Source organism: Actinoplanes sp. NPDC026619 (genome assembly GCF_040638295.1).
In the GTDB taxonomy this organism is placed as follows: Bacteria; Actinomycetota; Actinomycetes; order Mycobacteriales; family Micromonosporaceae; genus Actinoplanes.
The window spans coordinates 18,107-36,404 of the sequence record NZ_JBEZYA010000013.1 but is presented as its reverse complement, the minus strand read 5'-3'; the positions used below and the strand labels follow the sequence as shown (position 1 = coordinate 36,404).

The 18,298-nt window shown below is 69.7% G+C and carries 13 protein-coding genes and 1 pseudogene; 4 read left to right on the top strand and 10 right to left on the bottom strand.

All coding sequences use genetic code 11. The features are described from left to right. Positions 1–27 precede the first annotated feature (27 nt). The gene (locus tag AB0E90_RS26430; RefSeq protein ID WP_360411002.1) at positions 28–1,404 is read left to right on the top strand and encodes a cellulase family glycosylhydrolase; all 1,377 of its coding nucleotides are present in this window, start codon (positions 28–30) and stop codon (positions 1,402–1,404) included. A gap of 28 nt (positions 1,405–1,432) precedes the next feature. On the opposite strand, the gene AB0E90_RS26425 is transcribed toward AB0E90_RS26430, so the two are convergent. The 7 genes from AB0E90_RS26425 to pflB all read right to left on the bottom strand — a co-directional run bounded on the left by AB0E90_RS26425 (position 1,433) and on the right by pflB (position 9,745). Then, positions 1,433–2,011 (bottom strand): ATP/GTP-binding protein, encoded by a 579-nt coding sequence (locus tag AB0E90_RS26425; protein ID WP_360410999.1) that lies wholly within the window; start codon positions 2,009–2,011, stop codon positions 1,433–1,435. Between the two features lie 4 nt (positions 2,012–2,015). Next, positions 2,016–2,390, bottom strand: a complete 375-nt coding sequence (locus AB0E90_RS26420) for a DUF742 domain-containing protein (RefSeq protein ID WP_360410996.1) — start codon at positions 2,388–2,390, stop codon at positions 2,016–2,018. Beyond that, entirely contained in the window at positions 2,387–2,812 is a 426-nt protein-coding gene (locus AB0E90_RS26415; RefSeq protein ID WP_360410993.1) for a roadblock/LC7 domain-containing protein, read from the bottom strand. Before AB0E90_RS26415 ends, AB0E90_RS26420 begins: the two co-directional genes overlap by 4 nt. Further along, complete coding sequence (locus AB0E90_RS26410) at positions 2,809–5,163, bottom strand: nitrate- and nitrite sensing domain-containing protein (protein WP_360410990.1); 2,355 nt, start codon at positions 5,161–5,163, stop codon at positions 2,809–2,811. The genes AB0E90_RS26415 and AB0E90_RS26410 overlap by 4 nt, the downstream gene beginning before the upstream one ends. Before the next feature lie 455 nt (positions 5,164–5,618). Continuing rightward, on the bottom strand, positions 5,619–6,602 hold the full coding sequence (locus tag AB0E90_RS26405; RefSeq protein WP_360410987.1) for a hypothetical protein: 984 nt from the start codon (positions 6,600–6,602) through the stop codon (positions 5,619–5,621). Positions 6,603–6,719: 117 nt separating this feature from the next. Next, on the bottom strand, positions 6,720–7,490 hold the full coding sequence (gene pflA, locus AB0E90_RS26400; RefSeq protein ID WP_360410984.1) for a pyruvate formate-lyase-activating protein: 771 nt from the start codon (positions 7,488–7,490) through the stop codon (positions 6,720–6,722). A 2-nt stretch (positions 7,491–7,492) separates the two neighbouring features. Next, positions 7,493–9,745, bottom strand: a complete 2,253-nt coding sequence (gene pflB / locus AB0E90_RS26395; protein WP_360410981.1) for a formate C-acetyltransferase — start codon at positions 9,743–9,745, stop codon at positions 7,493–7,495. 262 nt (positions 9,746–10,007) lie between these two features. Here pflB and adhE point away from each other — a divergent pair, with 262 nt between their 5' ends. Both adhE and AB0E90_RS26385 read left to right on the top strand, forming a co-directional pair. Beyond that, the gene (adhE, locus tag AB0E90_RS26390) at positions 10,008–12,599 is read left to right on the top strand and encodes a bifunctional acetaldehyde-CoA/alcohol dehydrogenase (protein WP_360410978.1); all 2,592 of its coding nucleotides are present in this window, start codon (positions 10,008–10,010) and stop codon (positions 12,597–12,599) included. A 122-nt stretch (positions 12,600–12,721) separates the two neighbouring features. Beyond that, a complete protein-coding gene (locus tag AB0E90_RS26385) occupies positions 12,722–13,276 on the top strand; it encodes a hypothetical protein (RefSeq protein WP_360410975.1) in 555 nt (184 codons plus the stop codon). Between the two features lie 66 nt (positions 13,277–13,342). Here AB0E90_RS26385 and AB0E90_RS26380 read toward each other — a convergent pair whose 3' ends face one another. The 3 genes and pseudogenes from AB0E90_RS26380 to AB0E90_RS26370 form a co-directional block, all read right to left on the bottom strand. Then, positions 13,343–15,235 (bottom strand): IPT/TIG domain-containing protein, encoded by a 1,893-nt coding sequence (locus AB0E90_RS26380; RefSeq protein ID WP_360410972.1) that lies wholly within the window; start codon positions 15,233–15,235, stop codon positions 13,343–13,345. Positions 15,236–15,376: 141 nt separating this feature from the next. Beyond that, positions 15,377–16,282, bottom strand: coding sequence for an NAD-dependent epimerase/dehydratase family protein (locus AB0E90_RS26375; protein ID WP_360410969.1), 906 nt, complete (start codon positions 16,280–16,282; stop codon positions 15,377–15,379). 77 nt (positions 16,283–16,359) lie between these two features. Beyond that, a pseudogene (locus AB0E90_RS26370) lies at positions 16,360–16,590 on the bottom strand (DoxX family protein); the annotation flags it as partial. Between the two features lie 205 nt (positions 16,591–16,795). Here AB0E90_RS26370 and AB0E90_RS26365 point away from each other — a divergent pair. Next, entirely contained in the window at positions 16,796–18,286 is a 1,491-nt protein-coding gene (locus AB0E90_RS26365) for a M1 family metallopeptidase (RefSeq protein ID WP_360410966.1), read from the top strand. Positions 18,287–18,298 lie beyond the last annotated feature (12 nt).

Here is an 18,298-nt window from a genome sequence, read left to right as displayed (position 1 = left end):
CCCGATACCCCGTGTCTGAGGCAGGTCATGAAGAAACATCTCATCGCCCTCGGTACCGTGCTGCTCGCGGTGGCCGCCACCATCGTCGCCGCCGTCAGTCCCGCATGGGCCGCCACCGGCTTGCACGTCTCCGGGACGAACATCGTCGAGTCCAACGGCAACGTCTTCGTGATGCGTGGCATCAACCACGCGCACACCTGGTACACCAGCCAGACCAGCTCGTTCGCCAACATCAAGGCGACCGGCGCGAACACCGTCCGGGTCGTGCTCAGCGGCGGCCGCTGGACGGCCAACTCGGCCAGCGACGTCGCCAACGTGATCGCGCTCTGCAAGGCGAACAAGCTCATCTGCGTCCTCGAGGACCACGACACCACCGGGTACGGCGAGGACAGCGCGGCCTACACCCTCGACCAGGCGGTGAACTACTGGATCGGCCTGAAGAGCGTGCTGGTCGGCCAGGAGGACTACGTCGTCATCAACATCGGCAACGAGCCGATCGGCAACACCAACCCGAGCCAGTGGACCGCCGCGACGGTCGCCGCGGTGCAGAAGATGCGCACCAACGGCTTCCAGCACCTGCTGATGGTCGACGCCCCCAACTGGGGCCAGGACTGGCAGTACACGATGCGGGACAACGCGCAGACGGTGCTGGACGCCGACACCCAGAAGAACACCATTCTTTCGATCCATATGTACGCCGTGTTCAACACCGCCGCGTCGATCGTCTCCTACCTGGACACGTTCAAGAACAACGGCTGGCCGCTGCTGGTCGGCGAGTTCGGCTGGCAGTTCTCGTCCAGCGAGGTCGACGACCAGACCGTGATGAGTGAGGCGGTGAAACGGGGTCTCGGCTACATCGGCTGGTCCTGGTCCGGCAACACCGACCCGATCCTGGACATGACGACCAGCTTCGATCCGGCCCAGCTGACCACCTGGGGCCAGCGGATCGTCAACGGCGCCAACGGCCTGAAGGCGAACAGCAAGCAGGCCACCATCTTCGGCACCACCACCACGCCGACCACGCCGGCGACCCCGACGTCGTCGCCCACCACGTCGCCGAGCCCCACGGTCTCCCCGACCACGTCCCCGACACCCCCGGCAACCGGGGCGTGCTCGGCGTCGTACGCGGTGACCGGCTCGTGGGGTGGCGGTTTCCAGGGCGAGGTCAAGGTGACCGCCGGCAGCGCGGCCCTCAACGCGTGGACGGTCAACTGGACGTACGCCAACGGCCAGTCCGTGACGCAGGCCTGGAATGCCTCGGTGACCAGCAGCGGCGCCGCCGTGACGGCAAAGAACGTCAGCTACAACGGCAAACTGAGCGCCGGCGCGTCGACGACGTTCGGCTTCCTCGGCTCGTGGACCGGCACCAACAGCGTCCCGGCGCTGACCTGCTCCGCAAGCTGACCGAACCGTCCCCCGGGCGGGCGTGGCCTCACCAGGCCGCACCGCCCGGGGGACGGGACAGCCGCTGGATCAGGACCTGTTCGGTGAGGGCCACCAGGACGGCCTTGACCGACTCCCGGTGCCGTGCGTCGCACCGGACCATCGGCAGGCCGGCCGGCACGCCGAGTGCCTCGCGCACCTCGGCGAGCTCGAAGCGGCGTGCGCCGTCGAACGCGTTGACGCCGATGATGAACGGGATGTCGTGGTCCTCGAAGTAGTCGATCGCCGGGAAGCAGTCCTCGATGCGGCGGGTGTCGACCAGCACGATGGCGCCCAAGGCCCCGTCGACGAGGTCGTCCCAGAGAAACGCGAACCGGTCCTGGCCGGGCGTGCCGAACAGGTAGAGCAGCAGGGCGTCGTCCAGCGTGATCCGGCCGAAGTCGAGCGCGACCGTGGTCGTGGTCTTGCCGGACACCGCCGAGACGTCGTCGACGCCGATCGAGATCTCCGTCATCTCGGCCTCCGTCACCAGCGGCTCGATCTCGGAGATGGCGCCGACGAAGGTCGTCTTGCCGACGCCGAAGCCGCCGCTGATGACGATTTTGACCGCGACCGGAGAAGCGGTCATCGTGCTAGAGCGCCCGGACAAGATCTCTGATCCTCTCGATCATGGTGGTCGGCAGATCGCCCGGCCGGTCTTCCACGAGCACGTGGCCCTCGGTGATGAGATCGGCGACGATGACGCGGACCACGCCCAGCGGCGCGCCCATCGTCGCCGACAGATCCGCGATCGACATCGGCGCCTGACACAGCTCGACGATGCGCCGGGCCTCGAACCGCAGCGGCGCCGACAGCGCGGCCGGGGCGGCGTGCAGTTGCGTCTCGATCCGCAGCCCGTCGCGCATCGGCTGGGTCCGGCCGCCGGTGAGCATGAACGGGCGTACCACCGGATCCTCGTCCGCATGGTGCGACCCGGCGCCCGGCCGGCGTCTCGATCCGGAGCTCATCGCGGCAAGCACTGCCTCGACTCGGCTATCAGGGCGGGCGTCAGCAGCTCCCCGAACCGCTCGGCGAGCACCGAGATCTCGTAGCCCACCGACCCCACGTCGCTGTCGCCGTCGGCCACCACGCCGAGGCAGCTGCCGTCCCTGATCACCGAGATGATCAGGAATCCGCGACGCATCTCGATCATGACCAGTTTGAGCCCGTCGAAGGCGTACCGGCGGGACGCGCTGCGCGCCAGGCTGGCCATGCTCGACACGATCGCGGCCAGTTGGTCGGCCTCGGCTCGCTCGAGCCCGTCGGAGCCGGCGATCAGAAGCCCGTCCGACGACACCGCCACCGCGTCCCGGACACCATGGGTCTGATGCACGAAGTTGCCCAGCAACCAGTTGAACTGATGCCGGTCAGCCGGCGCTTCCACGCTCATGAAATTCCTCCTATGCCGCTGTCTTCGGACAGGTGCGCCGGCCGGCCACGGGTGGCTCCCGCGGTGGCGTGACCGCGCTCGATGCCCTCGCGCAGCGCGGTCAGCCGGGTGCCCACCGCGGCCGGGGCGTCGAGGACCGGCTCCGAGGGCTCGGGCCGCCGGGCGGCCGGCGCCGGGACCGGCCGGGGGCGATGCTCACGCGGGATGCGTTTGCGCAGACCATTGGGCGTACGTTCGTCGTCCCCGCCCAGTTGCCCGGCCGGCCTTTCCGCCGCTTGCTCGGCCACGACGACGAAGTCGACGTCCAGGGAGCGCGGCCGGGAGCGTGGGGCGGGAATGGCGCCCGGGATCGGCGCCGGCGCCACGGCCGGCCGGGGGTACCCGAAGTCCGGGTCGGGGCGCAGTTCGTGGCGCGGGTCGCGGCGCGGCTCGGCCGGCTCGGTTTCCGGGGCGGCCACCACCGCCTCGATGTCGCCCAGAATCGTGGCCGGCAGCCGGACCCGGGCGGTCACCCCGACCACCGGCGACGGCGTCAGCTGGACCTCGGCGCCCATCTCGGCGGCGAGCCGGCCGATCACGTAGTGACCCAGGAACCGGGCCGGGGCGGTCAGGAAGTCACCGTCGCCGCGAAGCCGGCTGTTCGAGCGCTGCATCTCCTCGTCGGTCAGGCCGATGCCCTGGTCGCAGATCGCGATCAGATAGCCGTCACCGAGCCGCCGCCCGTGGATCTCGACCTCCAGATCGGGTGGGGAGAAGGTCAGCCCGTTCTCGATCAGCTCCGCGAGCATGTGGGCCAGGTCGCTGGCCACCGAGCCCTTGACCAGCGCGTCGTCCATCCGGCGCAGGACCACCCGCCGGTACTCCTCGACCTCCGACACCGCGGCGCGGATGACATCGGTCAGTTGCAGATGGCCGGACCACTGCCGGTGGCTGGCCGCGCCCACCAGGACCAGCAGGCTCTCCGCGTTGCGGCGCATCCGGGTCGCGAGATGGTCCAGCTCGAACAGGTTCGCCAGGCCCGCCGGGCTCGGTTCCTCCTGCTCCAGCCGGGTGATGAAGCTGAGCTGGCGGCGCAGCAGATTCTGGTTGCGCCGGCCGAGGTTGGCCAGCGACTCCGCACCGGTCCGCCGGAGCTGGGCCTGCTCGGTCGCCAGCCGGTACGCGGTCTCCTGCACCTTGTCGAACGCGTCGGCGACCCGGTGCACCTCCGCGCTCGCGCCCCGCACCGCCCGCACCGGTTCCGGTGGCCCGGTGTCGTCACCGGACACCGCCCGGCGCACCGCCTCCGGCAGGTGGTCGCCGGCCAGGCGGTCAGCTTCATCGGCCAGAGCCGCGAGCGGTTTCGCGAGCGACCTCGCCCCGGTCACGGCCAGATAGACGGTGCCGGCCAAGCAGAGCACGACGATCAAACTCAGCACGGCCAGCCGTACGGCTGCGCGCTCCCGCAGGGTCTTCGCCTCGGACCGGGTGCTCGCGCCGATCCGGCTCGCGAGCGCGGTCATGTCGTGCAGCACCGTCCCGGCCGCGGACCACCACGACGAGGCGCTCACCGGGATCCGCCGGTCGTCGGACGCGCGCTGCGCCGTCGCCTCGAGGTTCCGGGCCCGGGTGGCGTCCTCGGTGCCGAGCAGACTCGTCATGGCGGCCGCCGTTGCCGGGTCGGCGAACTCGTCGAACTCGGCCCGGTCGTGGTCGCGCTCGGCGAGGACGGCGACGAACTCCGCGTACTCGGCGGAGTCGAATTCGCCGGCGGTGAACACCTCGTTCAGCAGGATCCGCTCCTGCGCGGTGGCCTCGATCATCCCGTTCAGGTACTCGAGCGATTCCAGGCCGCGCCGCAGCGATTCGTCGGCCACCAGCTCCAGGTTCCGGTATATCCCACTGAGCTGCTCGATCAGTCCCGTGTAGACCTCGAACGTGTCCTGCGGCCCGGCCGTCGCCGCGGCGGCGTTGTCGCGCACCCCGGCGAGGCTGTCCAGTTTGCCGACCGTCTCGGTCGCCGCGCGCTCCAGTTTGTCGCCGCCGGCCAGCTCGGATCGCATCGCTGCGCGCCGGGTGTCCACCCGCTCCCGGGCCGGGCCGATCTGCGGCCGCAGAGCCGTGTCGCCGCCGAGCACGGCAACGGTCAGTGCCCGCTCGTCCTGCAGATCCTGCACGAGGCTCTGCACGCTGATGATGAGGCCGGCCCGGCTCTCGCTCGCCGCTGCCACGCCGTACCGGGAAACCTCCCCGGCCGCGACGACGCCGAGCAGCACCAGCATGGCGGCCAGCGGTGGCACCACCGTGCGCATGATGCGACCGCGGATCGTGTGCCCGCCTCCGGCCGATTCCGAACCGGTCCTGCGGCTCATGCTGCCTTCCCTCCGGCAAATTCGGCGCATCATTCCGCCACGGGTTTCTGCTCGAGTGCCCGATGGCGCACGCAAAAGGGGCCTACCCGCGAGTGGCGAAAATGACGAATGACGATCTTTCCGGGCCACTCCGTCGAGGCGAGCGCGGATTTTTGCAATCGCCACAGAATTGACGCCAGCCGAAGTCCGGTCAATTACCCGATCGAGCGACTGGCGCGCCTGCCCGGCGCACGGAACCACTGTCCGGCCTGCCCAGGGCCGATCACCCCGGCGACCGCCCGGCCACGGATCGACCCGGCCGAGGTCCGACGAACAGCCAGTCCTTGCGCGCGGCCGGCCCAGCGGCGGCTATCAATGATCCTGTTCGTACGCCGAAGCGTTCGGGAGGACGACATGGCCGAAAGATCGGACGGCGCGTTGAATTCCGGGGTGCCGCACACGGCGCGGATCTGGAACTACTGGCTGGGGCGGCACGGACAACTTCGCGGCCGCCCGGGCGGTCGGCGATCAGGACCAGGCCCCGTTCCACACCCCCCGGAAACGCCGAAGCGTTCCCGGCCCAAGGTGCGGGCTGGGAACGCTTTCGCGGGGCTGATCTTGGCGGTGATGCCGGCGACCTGGGCGCCGGTCGTGGATTCGATGCCGGTCAGGTTCACGGTGGCGCCGATCGGGAGGTTGGCCAGGGTGACCTTGGCGCCGTTGACCTGGATCGTGGCGTTCGGGTTGACGTTGAGCTTGACCGCGGCGCCCTTGGAGTTGACCGTGACGGTGCCCTTGGCGGCGTCCAGCGCGGACACCGTGCCCGACAGGTTCAGCTGCCAGCGCGACACGGCGGTCAGCGACTTGGCGGAATAAGTGCCGCTCGTGACGTTGCCGAGCACCACGAGGTGGGCGCGGACCGGCAGAGCGGACAGCGCCACCGCCTTGCCGTCCAGCGTGATCTTGGCGTCGGTGGCGACCGGGTAGGTCTTGGGCGTGGCCTGCTCGCCGGCGAGCAGCGGCGTCACCGAGATGGTCCGGTCCTCGAGGTCGACCCCGGCGACCGAGCCGGCCGCGATGAACGGGCGGACGCTGGTCGCGTCGACGCGGGTGGCCACCGAGACGCCGCCGGTCGTGCCGCCGGACAGCTTGACCTGAGCGCCGATCGGCAGGCTCAGCAGCTTGGCGGTGTTGCCGTCGAGCGTGACCGCCGCCTTCGGGTCGACCGTCACGGCGGTGGTGCCGTTGTCGCCGGCGAGGCTCAGCTTCAGCCCGTTCAGCGCGGCGAGCGTGCCCTGCGCCGAGAACGATGCGGTCGTGCCGGACGTGCTACCGCCCGACGCGCCGGCCGACGGCTTGGGCGAGGTGACGGAGGCGGTGGCAGCCATGGCCGGGGCAGCGCCGGTGATGGCGATGCCGGCAACAGCAGCGACGACGATGGCGCGGTGACGGATCTTCACGTGGTGGGGGCTCCTCGGTTGGCGTGTGACCGCGGCAATCGGTAGTCACGCGATTTCAAGGAGTAGTTGTCAGGTGTGCCTCGGTTGCCGCTCGGGTCACGGCCACCTGGGCGGCGGTCAGGTGGCGCTGACCGGCACACCGTGGTCGGCGAAGATGGCGGCCGCTGCGGCCAGTTGTTCGGCCGTGGGTGGCAGCACGCCCTCCAGCGGATAACGCAGGCCCAGTTCCTCGTACTTCGAGACGCCCAGCCGGTGGTAGCCGAGCACGTCGACCCGGTCGATGTTGCCCCAGGCGGCGGCCAGCCGGGCCACGCCCTCGATGTTCTCCCGGGCGTCGGTCAGGCCCGGCACCAGGACGAAGCGCAGCCGGATCAGGTTGCCGCGGGCCGCCAGCCGGTCGCCGAACGCGAGCGTCGGCGCCAGCGGCATCCGGGTCACCTTCCGGTACAGCTCCGGGATCGACGACTTCACGTCGAGCAGCACCAGGTCGGTGTCGTCGAGCAACTCGTCGGTGGCGCGGGCGCCCAGGAAGCCGGAGGTGTCCAGCGCCGTGTGCATGCCGTATTCCTTGCAGCGCCGCAGGTAGCCCTCGACGAAGCGGGGCTGCAGCAGCGGCTCGCCGCCGGAGACGGTCACGCCGCCGCCGGCGGCCTGGATGAACGCCCGGAACGTCAGCATCTTGGCGACCAGCTCCTCGACCGCCATCAGCTGACCGTTACGCCGCTGCCACGTGTCCGGGTTGTGGCAGTACTGGCAGCGCAACGGGCAGCCGGCGAGGAACGTCACGAACCTGGTGCCCGGCCCGTCGGCGGCGGTGACGACGTCCCACGAGTGCACCGAGCCGGTCGGGACCAGGGTGCCGGGCGCCGGGAGCGGGCGGGCGACCATGGTTACAGCGACCCGTGGAACGTACGGGAAATGACGTCCTTCTGCTGTTCGGTGGTCAGCCGGACGAAGTTGACCGCGTAACCGGAGACCCGGATGGTCAGCTGCGGGTAGTTCTCCGGGTGCGCCATCGCATCCTCCAGAGTGGCCCGGTTGAGCACGTTGACGTTCATGTGGAAGCCGTTGACGCTGTTGTAGCCGTCCAGCACGCCGACCAGGTTGGTGACCTGCTCCGGCTTGGTGTTGCCCAGGCCGGCCGGGGTGACCGTGGTGGTCAGCGAGATCCCGTCGAGGCTGTGCTCGTAGGGCAGCTTCGCCACCGACAGCGCCGCGGCGACCATGCCGTGCCTGTCGCGGCCGTTCATCGGGTTGGCGCCCGGGGCGAACGGCTCGCCGGCCCGGCGGCCGTCGGGAGTGTTGCCGGTGGCCTTGCCGTAGACGACGTTGGACGTGATGGTCAGCACCGACTGGGTGTGCGTCGCGTCGCGGTAGGCCGGGTGTTTGCGGATCTTGGACATGAAGATCTCGACCAGCTCGGCGGCGATCTTGTCGGCCCGGTCGTCGTTGTTGCCGTAGGTCGGGAAGTCGCCCTCGATCACGTAGTCAGTGACCAGGCCGTCGGCGTTACGCACGACGCGTACCGCCGCGTGTTTGATCGCCGACAGCGAGTCGGCGGCGACCGACAGGCCGGCGATGCCGCACGCCATGGTGCGCAGGATGTCGGTGTCGTGCAGAGCCATCTCGATGCGCTCGTAGGCGTACTTGTCGTGCATGTAGTGGATGATGTTGAGCGCGTCGACGTAGGTCTCGGCCAGCCAGTCCATCATGGTGTCGAAGCGCTGGGCGACCTCGTCGTACCTCAGCACGTCGCTGTGCAGGGGCGGCAGCTCGGGGCCGACCTGCGCGCCGGAGACCTCGTCCCGGCCGCCGTTGATCGCGTAGAGCAGCGTCTTGGCGAGGTTGACCCGGGCGCCGAAGAACTGCATCTGCTTGCCGACCTCCATCGCCGACACGCAGCAGGCGATCGCGGTGTCGTCGCCGAAGCGGGGCCGCATGAGCTCGTCCGACTCGTACTGGATGGCGCTGGTGTCGATCGATACCTGCGAGCAGAACCGCTTGAAACCGTCGGGCAGCGCCGGCGACCAGAACACGGTCAGGTTGGGCTCGGGCGCCGGGCCGAGGTTGTAGAGGGTCTGCAGGTAACGGAAGCTGGTCTTCGTCACGAGCGGCCGGCCGTCGCTGCCGATGCCGCCGATCGACTCGGTCACCCAGGTCGGGTCGCCGGAGAACAGGTTGTCGTACTCCGGGGTGCGCAGGAAGCGCACGATCCGCAGCTTGATCACGAAGTCGTCGACGAGCTCCTGCGCCTGCTCCTCGGTCAGCGCCCCGCCGGCGATGTCCCGCTGCAGGTAGATGTCGATGAAGGTGGACGTGCGGCCGAGCGACATGGCCGCGCCGTTCTGCTCCTTCACGGCGGCGAGGTAGGCGAAGTACAGCCACTGGATGGCCTCGCGCCCGGTGGTGGCCGGCTTCGAGATGTCGTAACCGTAGGAGGCGGCCATCTCCTTGAGCTCGGACAGCGCCCGGATCTGCTCGGACAGCTCCTCGCGGCGGCGGATCACGTCCTCGGTGAACGGGCCGGCGCTCGCGGTCTTGTCGGCCTTCTTGACCGCGATCAGGTGGTCGACGCCGTAGAGCGCGACCCGGCGGTAGTCGCCGATGATCCGGCCCCGCCCGTACGCGTCGGGGAGACCGGTGATGAGGTGGGCCTTCCGCGCGGCCAGGATGTTCTGGTCGTACACGTCGAAGACACCGGAGTTGTGGGTCTTGCGGTACTTGGTGAAGATGTCGGCGATGTTCTGCGGGACCTCGTAGCCGTACGTCTTCAGGCTGCCCTCGACCATCCGCCAGCCGCCGTTGGGCATGATCGCGCGGCGAAGCGGAGCGTCGGTCTGCAGGCCGACGATGAGCTCGGTGTCCTTGTCGATGTAACCCGGCCGGTGCGAGGTGATCGTCGACGGGGTGTTCGCGTCGATGTCGTAGACCCCGCGCTCACGCTCCTGCGGGAACATCGCGCTCAACGTCGCCCAGACGGCCGTGGTGCGCCCGGTTGCTCCGGCGAGGAAGCCGGCGTCGCCCTCGTAGGGGGTGTAGTTGGCCTGGATGAAGTCACGGACCGCAACCCCGTGACGCCAGGCACCGTCGGAGAATCCGCGCCATGGGTCGAGCTGGGTGGGTCGTACGTTGTTCTCGCTCATCGAGGTTGCTCCCCTTTTACCGGTCTGCCGGAGCCCGCCGGGCTCCTCTCCCACCGTCGCACCGGAGCGCTCCGGAAGTCCGGGCCAAAGGTCCCTATCTCCGGTGCCGGGCGGCCTGAAATCGTTCCGGAGCAGCACTTAGCGGCCCTGGCGAGGTGGGGTCCAAAGTCCTGGAGACCGATGCCGGCTGTCCCTGAGAAGCGCCTCGTGCGCCGATCAGGATGAGGTCGCAGGCTGACGAACCCGATGAGGTGAGGATGCGATGGAGACGCCCGACGACACGCTGGGCCCCATGATCGACACGCTGGTGACAAGGGCGCTAGAGGCGCTCGACGACTACAGCGTGTTCGACCAGGAACGAATCGACCGGATCGTCAAGAAGTCCTCCGTCGCGGCTCTCGACCGGCACGCGGCCCTGGCGCAACTCGCTATCGACGAGACCGGCCGCGGCGTCTTCGAGGACAAGGCGGTCAAGAACATCTTCGCCTGCGAGCACGTCACGCACAGCATGGCGAAGCTGCGCACGGTCGGCGTGATCAGCGAGGACGAGATCAGCGGCATCATCGAGATCGCCGACCCGGTGGGCGTGGTCGCCGGCATCACCCCGGTCACCAACCCCACCTCCACCACCATCTTCAAGGCGCTGCTCGCGCTCAAGACGCGCAACCCGATCGTCTTCGCGTTCCACCCGGCCGCGCAGCGGTGCAGCGTCGAGGCGGCGCGGATCGTCCGGGACGCGGCGGTCGCGGCCGGCGCCCCGGAAAATTGCATCCAGTGGGTCGACCGGCCGTCGGTCGCCGCGACGAACGCGCTCATGCACCACCCGGGCGTCTCGACGATCCTCGCCACCGGCGGGAACGGCATGGTCCGGGCGGCCTACTCGACCGGCAAACCCGCGCTCGGCGTCGGCGCCGGCAATGTTCCGGCGTACATCGAGAAGACCGCCAAACTCAAGCGCGCGGTCAACGACATCGTGCTGTCGAAGTCTTTCGACAACGGCATGATCTGCGCCTCCGAGCAGGCCGCGATCATCGACGCCCCGATCTACGACGCGGCCCTTGACGAGTTCCGCGGCCTGCACGCGCACGTCTGCTCGCCGGCCGAGAAGAAGCAGCTCGAGGAGCTCGTCTTCGGTGTCGTGGCGCACGGCGAGAACTGCGCCGAGGCCAAGCTGAACGCGTCGGTCGTCGGTCGCCCGGCCGCCTGGATCGCCGAGCAGGCCGGCTTCACCGTGCCCGCGAAGACCTCGGTCCTGCTGGCCGAGGTGGGTGAGGTCGGCCCGGCCGAGCCGCTGACCCGGGAGAAGCTGTGCCCGGTGCTGGCCGTGCTGAAGGCCGCGGACCGCGCCGAGGGGCTGCGCTACGCCGCGGAGATGGTGGAGTTCCACGGGCTCGGCCACAGCGCCGTCATCCACACCGAGGACGCGGACCTCGCCCGGCAGTTCGGCGAGCGGGTCAAGGCGGTCCGGGTGATCTGGAACTCGCCGGCGTCGCAGGGCGGCATCGGCGACATGTACAACGCGTTCCTCCCCTCGCTCACGCTGGGCTGCGGCAGCTACGGGCACAACTCCGTGTCGAACAACGTCTCGGCGGTGAACCTCATCAACATCAAGCGCATCGGCCGGCGGACGAACAACCTGCAGTGGTTCAAGGTCCCGTCGAAGATCTACTTCGAGCCGCACGCCACCCGCTACCTGGCCGACATGCCCGACGTGCAGCGCGTCACCGTGGTGACCGACGAGTCGATGGTGCGCCTCGGCTTCGTCGACCGGCTCAACCGGGTGCTGCAGCGCCGGCCCAACCAGGTGGCCCTGCAGATCATCGACGACGTGGAGCCCGAGCCTCGGATGACGACCGTGGACCGGGGCGCCTCGCTCATGCGCTCGTTCAAACCGGACACGATCATCGCGCTCGGCGGCGGCTCGGCGATGGACGCGGCCAAGGTCATGTGGCTGAAGTACGAACATCCCGAGATCGACTTCGACGACATGCGGGAGAAGTTCTTCGACATCCGCAAGCGGGCGTTCGCGTTCCCGCCGCTCGGCGAGCGCGCGAAGCTCGTCTGCATCCCGACCACGTCGGGCACCGGCGCCGAGGTGACCCCGTTCGCGGTGATCACCGACCACCGCACCGGCAAGAAGTACCCGCTCGCCGACTACGCGCTGACCCCCACGGTCGCGATCATCGACCCGGTGCTGACCGCCAGCCTGCCGCGGGTCATCGCCGCCGACAGCGGCTTCGACGCGCTCACCCACGCGATCGAGGCGTACGTGTCGGTCTACGCCAACGACTTCACCGACGGTCTGGCCCTGCACGCGATCCGGCTGATCTTCGCCAACCTGGCGGCGTCGGTGATCGACGCCGACCCGGACGCCCGGGAGCGGATGCACAACGCCGGCACGATCGCCGGCATGGCGTTCGGCAGCGCGTTCCTCGGCATCGTGCACGCGATGTCGCACACGCTCGGCGGCACGTTCCACATCGCCCACGGCCGCACCAACGCGGTGCTGCTCCCGCACGTGATCCGCTACAACGGCACGGTTCCGTCGAAGCTGTCCGGCTGGCCGAAGTACGAGAGCTACCGGGCGCCGGAGCGGTTCGCCGACATCGCCCGGATGCTCGGCCTCGACGACCCCGGCCCGGAATCACTGGCCCAGGCGGTCGAGCAGCTGCGGGACGCGGTCGGCATCGAGCCGTCGTTCGCCAAGCTCGGCCTCGACGAGCAGGCCTTCCTCGCGGCGCTGCCGCAGCAGGCCCTCAACGCGTACGAGGACCAGTGCGCCCCGGCGAACCCGCGGATGCCGATGCTCGACGACATGCAGGAGTTGATGACGGCGGCTTACTACGGCTTGTGAAAGATCTGCAAGGACTTGCAATCCCCTGAGGAGTTCGTAGGCTGTCGATGCCTACTTCCACTGAGGACGGCCATCTGCCTTACCGCAGGTGGCCGCTCCTTTGCGCACCCCACAGGAGCACTGTGCGATCGATCAGCAAGTTCTTGCTGGCCATGCTCGTCGGACTGGCCGGAGTCCTGGCCGCTGTCACCCCAGCGGCCGCGGCCGGCACCCCGCAGTCGCTGGGCGGCCTCGACATCGGCGCCTACTGCCGCTCGATCGGGTTCACCGGCGCGACCCTGACCGGCTCCACCGCCTACGACTGGCACTGCGTCGCCGCCGACGGCGGGCTCGGCGACCTCACCTTCGAGGCGGCCTGCCGCTGGGCCTACTCCACCGGCGAGGCCGTCGACCGGATCGGCGACTTCCGCGACCCGGCCTCGGTGTCCTGCTGGCGGGTCACCTCCACGGTGGTCCAGCCGGACTTCACCAACTACTGCACCACGACCGGGCACAGCGCGGCGGCGTTGCTGGGCGACACCGCGTACGACTGGCGCTGTGTCTCCTACACCCGCGCCGGCCCGACCTACTACGACGTCGACGTCCTGGCCGTGTGCACCTACACGGTGGGCACCGCCGCCACGGTCGAGCGCTTCAACAACTATTACGACCCGAGCACCTGGCAGTGCCGGGTCTGACGTCTTGAAAAACCGCCGGCCCACTCCTCCGAACAGAGGGGCGGGCCGGCGGGTTACGCCCGGGGGTCAGGCGCGGGCGGCGTACTTCACGCTCGTCGCCGTGCTGGTGCCGCTGGCCGTGGTCACCGTGACCACGTACCCGCCGGCCGCCGTCGCCGGCACCGTCACCTTGATCTTCGTGTCGGAGAGAACCGTGAAGTCGAGGTCGGTGTCACCCATCCGGGCGCTGGTGGCGCCGGTGAAGTTGGCGCCGTTGATCGTCACGGTGGCGCCCTTGGTGGCCGAGCCGAAGGCCGGGCTGAGCGAGCTGACCACCGGGGCCGGCTGCACGTAGGTCAGATCGACCGGGGCCGAGCTGCCGCCACCCGCGGTGATCACCACGGACACGGTGCCGGCCGCGTGAGCCGGAGCGGTGATCTTCACCTGCGTGTCGGAGACCCGGGTCGCCGACACCTTCTTGCCGTCGATGATGGCGCTGACCGCCCCGACGAACGACGTGCCGGTGACGGTGATCGGCGTGCTCGCCTTGCTGCTCACCGAGGTCGCGCTCAGCGACGTCACGGCCGGAGCGTCCGGGGCGACGTAGGTCAGCGCGGTCGTGGCGGTCCCGCCGGCCGTGGTGACGGTGACGCCGGCCGAGCCGGCGGCGCGGGCCGGCGCGGTGAAGGTCAGCGACGTCGCGGTGACGTTCTTCGGGCTGACCGCCACGGTGCCGACCTTGACCGACGCGCCGGTCAGGTTCGTGCCGGTGAGCGTGACCAGGGTGCCGCCGAGGGTGGTCGCGGTCGCCGGGGCCAGCGCGGTCGTGGTCGGGGCCGGGGCCGCGTAGGTGAACTTGCCGGCCGTCCCGGCGGTGCTGGTGCCGGCGCCGTTGGTGACGGTCACGTCGACGGTGCTGCCGATCTTCTGCCCGGCCGGCACGACCGCGGCGATCCCGGCGGCGCCGGAGTCGGTGGTGACGTTGGTGAAGTCGGCCGAGACCGTCCCGAAGCTGACCGAGGTGGCGGTGGACAGGTTGGAGCCGGTGATCGTCACGGTCGTCCCGGCGGCCGCCTTCGCCAGCGACAGCCCGGAGATCTTCGGCTTGCTGACCGAGGCCTGGCCCTTGTCGCTGACTCCGGCGACGGTGTAGGCCGCCATCACCTTGGTGTTCACGAACGACCAGGCCAGCTTGGCGTCACCGGAGCTGCCCCAGCGGGTCCCCCACGAGTTGCGGATGATCAGCCCGGTCGCGTCGTAGCCGTACGCGGTGATCTGGTGGTAGCCCTGGATCGCCCCGGTCGTGCTGGTGTAACCCGACATCGAGTTGATGCTGTAGAACGCGTTGTACACCGGGATCGAGATCGACACCGGCACCCCGTCGGCCAGCGACTGCTGGATCGCGGTCTGCGCCGTGGTCCCGCCCTGGGTGCCGGAGAACAGCGTGGTCCAGCCGGTCAGCTTGTAGTTGGCCGCGTTCGCGACCTGGCCGGCGGTGGGCACCACGCTGTAGTTGGTGGTGCCCTGGTAGTAGTCCGCCTGCGTGTCGATGCCCTCGGTCTGCTCGTTACGCAGCGCAGCCGACACCGACAGCCCGGTGTCCGGTCCCGGCGTCCCCTGAACCGTCCGCATGTACAGGTAGAGGGGCGCGTACGGCGCACCCGCGTTCGCGATGCTCTTCGCGTAGTAGCCGCTCAGGCTGTAGCCCACCGACCACGCCACGCACGAGCCGACCTGCCCCTGGTCGCCGACGGCCGGCGCGCCCGCGCGCAGGTCGACGCTCGCCGGCAGGGTGCCCTGCGCCCGGATCTTGAGCTTGGCGGCAACCTTCTCCTTCGGCGGCACCAGGCCGGTCGGGTAGACGGTGCGGGTCTTGCCGGCGGCAGCAGCGGCCGGGACGGCCTGCAGGCCTACCGCGCCGGTAGCGGCAACGGCCACAGCGAGAAATCCGCTGCTGAGGTGACGGGCCTTGCGACGCATGCGAGCTCCTTCCGAGGCCGCTTGCGGGGTTTGCAGGCACGGCCGTGGTCGTTTCGTGGCTTGATCATCGGCAGCCACGAACGACCGGAAAGAAAGACCGAAGGAGCACTACGGTTGCCGTACGGGTGTCAGCCCCCAGCCTCAGCCGAAGCTCTCCCGGAAGGCCGCGTCGAGCGACCGCCCGGCGGCCGGCTCGATGAACAGCTCGGCCGTCAGCAGGTCGGCGAAGTGCGCCGGGTTGATGCCGGACTCCTTGCGGAACAGGTCCGCCAGCACCCCACCGCCACGCAGGCCCCCGCGCAGCACCCCCGCCGGCAGCCGCCGAACCGGCCGCGGCCGGCCCACCACCGCGGCCACCCGAGCCAGGAACGCAGCCCAGGAAAGATTCTCGTCAGCGACCGGGATGTCCGCCCCGCTCGCCCCTTCAAGCGCCTCGGCCGCAACCGTGGCCACCCCGAGCGCCGACACCACCGCGGTGCCACCGGCGGGCGCCACCAGAGGCGCCCGCGACCGGGCCCACCGCTCGAGCCCACCGGCCCAGTTCGGCACCCGGTCCCCGGCCCGCCCGACCACGAACGGCAACTCGATCACCGCAACCGGAAGACCCGCCCCCGCCGCCGCCCGCCCTTCCCGCGCCTGCTCCACCCGGCACCGCACGTACGTGTGCCGCTCCGCCAGCCGCCACTGCGGCCGAACCCGATCGAAGTAGGTGTAGTACGACCCCATGACAACGCCACGCCCGAGCCCTTCCAGCCTCGCCGCGCTGAACAGCCTCACCACCGGATCGACCATGTCCCGCCGAAAGGCCGGGTAGATCGGCTTAGGAAGCGGCCGCTGCTCATCAGTGCGCGTGGCCAGCACAACCCCGTCCTGCCCAGCAAGCACCACCCGCATCTCGTCGACCGAGGCGCGCGTGACGTCGAGCAGCCGGTCGACACCCGCCTGAGCGCTACGCGCCGCGGTGGTCACCTCATGCCCGCGGGCCCGCAGCACATCCGCCGTGTGCGCCCCGATCAGTCCACTGCCGCCCATCACAAGAATCCGCACGCCGCATCGTCCACTGCGGACACCGCGGTCTGTCAAGCACGGTGCCGGCAGCCCACGCCGCCGGCACCCGCACTCAACTACACCGTCGCCGGTGTCTCCGCCGCGGTTCGGCGCCGCAGGGCGTCCACCGACCACGGACCCGCGCCCACCACCGCGATGGCCAGGAAGGACCATGCGTACAGCGCCGCCTCGGCGCCGCCGTTCTGGGTGGGCAGCAGTGCGTGCGGCTGGTGGACGGTGAAATAGGCGTACGCCATGGAACCGGAGGCGAGGATGGCCGCCGGCCGGGCGAAAAGCCCCGCTAATAAGGGTTAGGTGGACGTAACAAGGCGTCATGCTCTGCCGGGATATTTCCGAGATGTTGCCCTCGCTGGTGACGGCCCGCATCTCAGAAACTACTCAGAGCATGTGGCATTCACCACACAGACAATCGACAGACTCCGATATGTTCGCCGGTGACTGAACGACCAGCAGCGGGCCGCGACCCGGTCCGCCGAGGGAAGGAAGTTTCCCGTGCGACGACTGCTCGTGGCGATGGCCGCCACAGCATTGACCCTGGCCGGGGCGGCGACACCAGCGCAAGCCGCACCCACCCCGGGCGGATCGGGGCTGGGTGACACCTACTACCCCGACTACGGCAACAGCGGCTACGACGTCGGCCACTACGACATCCGGCTGCGCTACACCCCGGCCACCGACAAGCTCACCGGCACCACCACGATCCTGGCCACCGCCGAGCAGGACCTGAGCCGGTTCAATCTGGACTTCGTGCTCGACGTCTCGTCGATCTACGTGAACAACCGCCCGGCCACGTTCGCCCGCGAGGGCGACCACGAGCTGGTCGTCACCCCGGCGCGGACGATCGCCGCCGGCGGCGCCATGACGGTCGTGGTGCAATACTCCGGCGTCCCGTCGACCAAGGTCGCGGAGGGCTTCACCGCCTGGTTCCGCACCCCCGACGGCGCCCTCGCCGTCGGCGAGCCGGAGATCGCCTGGTGGTGGTACCCGAGCAACGACCACCCGTCGGACAAGGCCACGTTCGACGTGTCGGTGTCGGTGCCGACCGGCGTCGAGGCGATCAGCAACGGCACGATGCCGCGCCCGCCGGTCCCGGAGACGCTCGGCTACACCCGGTGGAGCTGGCGCTCGCTGAAGCCGCAGGCCACCTACCTGACGTTCCTGACCGTCGGCCAGTACGACATCACCCAGGACACCACCGCCGACGGCACGCCCGTCTACAACGCCTACTCGCAGCTGCTCAGCCCCGAGTGGCGGGACGGCGCGCAGGCCAGTGTGGAGCGCACCGCCGAGATCACCGACTGGGAGAGCACCCTGTTCGGCCCGTGGCCGTTCGAGGCCCGCGGCGGCATCGTGGCGCCGCCCGGCACGCTCGGTTTCGCCCTGGAAAATCAGACCAGGCCGAACTACGCCGGCTCGTTCTTCCGCCGCGGCGCGAACACGTCGGTGATCGTGCACGAGAACGCCCACCAGTGGTTCGGCGACTCGGTGTCGGTCGCCGAGTGGAAGAACATCTGGCTGAACGAGGGCTTCGCCAGCTACGCCGAGTGGCTGTGGTCGGAGAAGAACGACGAGGGCTCCGCCCAGGACATCTTCGACTACCTGTACGCGACGTCCCCCGACGACGCCGCCATCTGGACCACCGCGCCGGCCGACCCGGGCACCGCCCAGCTGTTCGGCGACGCGGTCTACGACCGGGGCGCGATGACCCTGCACCAGCTGCGGGTAGCGGTGGGCGACGAGACGTTCCGGCAGATCCTGCGCACCTGGACCACCGACCACCGCTTCGGCAACGGCACGACGGAGGAATTCACCGCGCTGGCCGAGAAGCTCTCCGGCCAGGACCTGGACGCCCTGTTCCAGGCGTGGCTCTACACCCCCGCGAAGCCGGCCCTGCCCTCAGCGGCCAAAACCCTCACCAAACCGACGATGCCCAAGTCCTGGACCGAGATCAGCCAAACCCACGCCCTGCTGCACGAGCACTGAGATCAAGGGTGG

Coding starts and splice junctions, on each gene's coding strand:
- AB0E90_RS26430 (WP_360411002.1), top strand. CDS start 28: ATGAAGAAACATCTCATCGCCCTCGGTACCGTGCTGCTCGCGGTGGCC.
- AB0E90_RS26425 (WP_360410999.1), bottom strand. CDS start 2,011: ATGACCGCTTCTCCGGTCGCGGTCAAAATCGTCATCAGCGGCGGCTTC.
- AB0E90_RS26420 (WP_360410996.1), bottom strand. CDS start 2,390: ATGAGCTCCGGATCGAGACGCCGGCCGGGCGCCGGGTCGCACCATGCG.
- AB0E90_RS26415 (WP_360410993.1), bottom strand. CDS start 2,812: ATGAGCGTGGAAGCGCCGGCTGACCGGCATCAGTTCAACTGGTTGCTG.
- AB0E90_RS26410 (WP_360410990.1), bottom strand. CDS start 5,163: ATGAGCCGCAGGACCGGTTCGGAATCGGCCGGAGGCGGGCACACGATC.
- pflA (WP_360410984.1), bottom strand. CDS start 7,490: ATGGTCGCCCGCCCGCTCCCGGCGCCCGGCACCCTGGTCCCGACCGGC.
- pflB (WP_360410981.1), bottom strand. CDS start 9,745: ATGAGCGAGAACAACGTACGACCCACCCAGCTCGACCCATGGCGCGGA.
- adhE (WP_360410978.1), top strand. CDS start 10,008: ATGGAGACGCCCGACGACACGCTGGGCCCCATGATCGACACGCTGGTG.
- AB0E90_RS26380 (WP_360410972.1), bottom strand. CDS start 15,235: ATGCGTCGCAAGGCCCGTCACCTCAGCAGCGGATTTCTCGCTGTGGCC.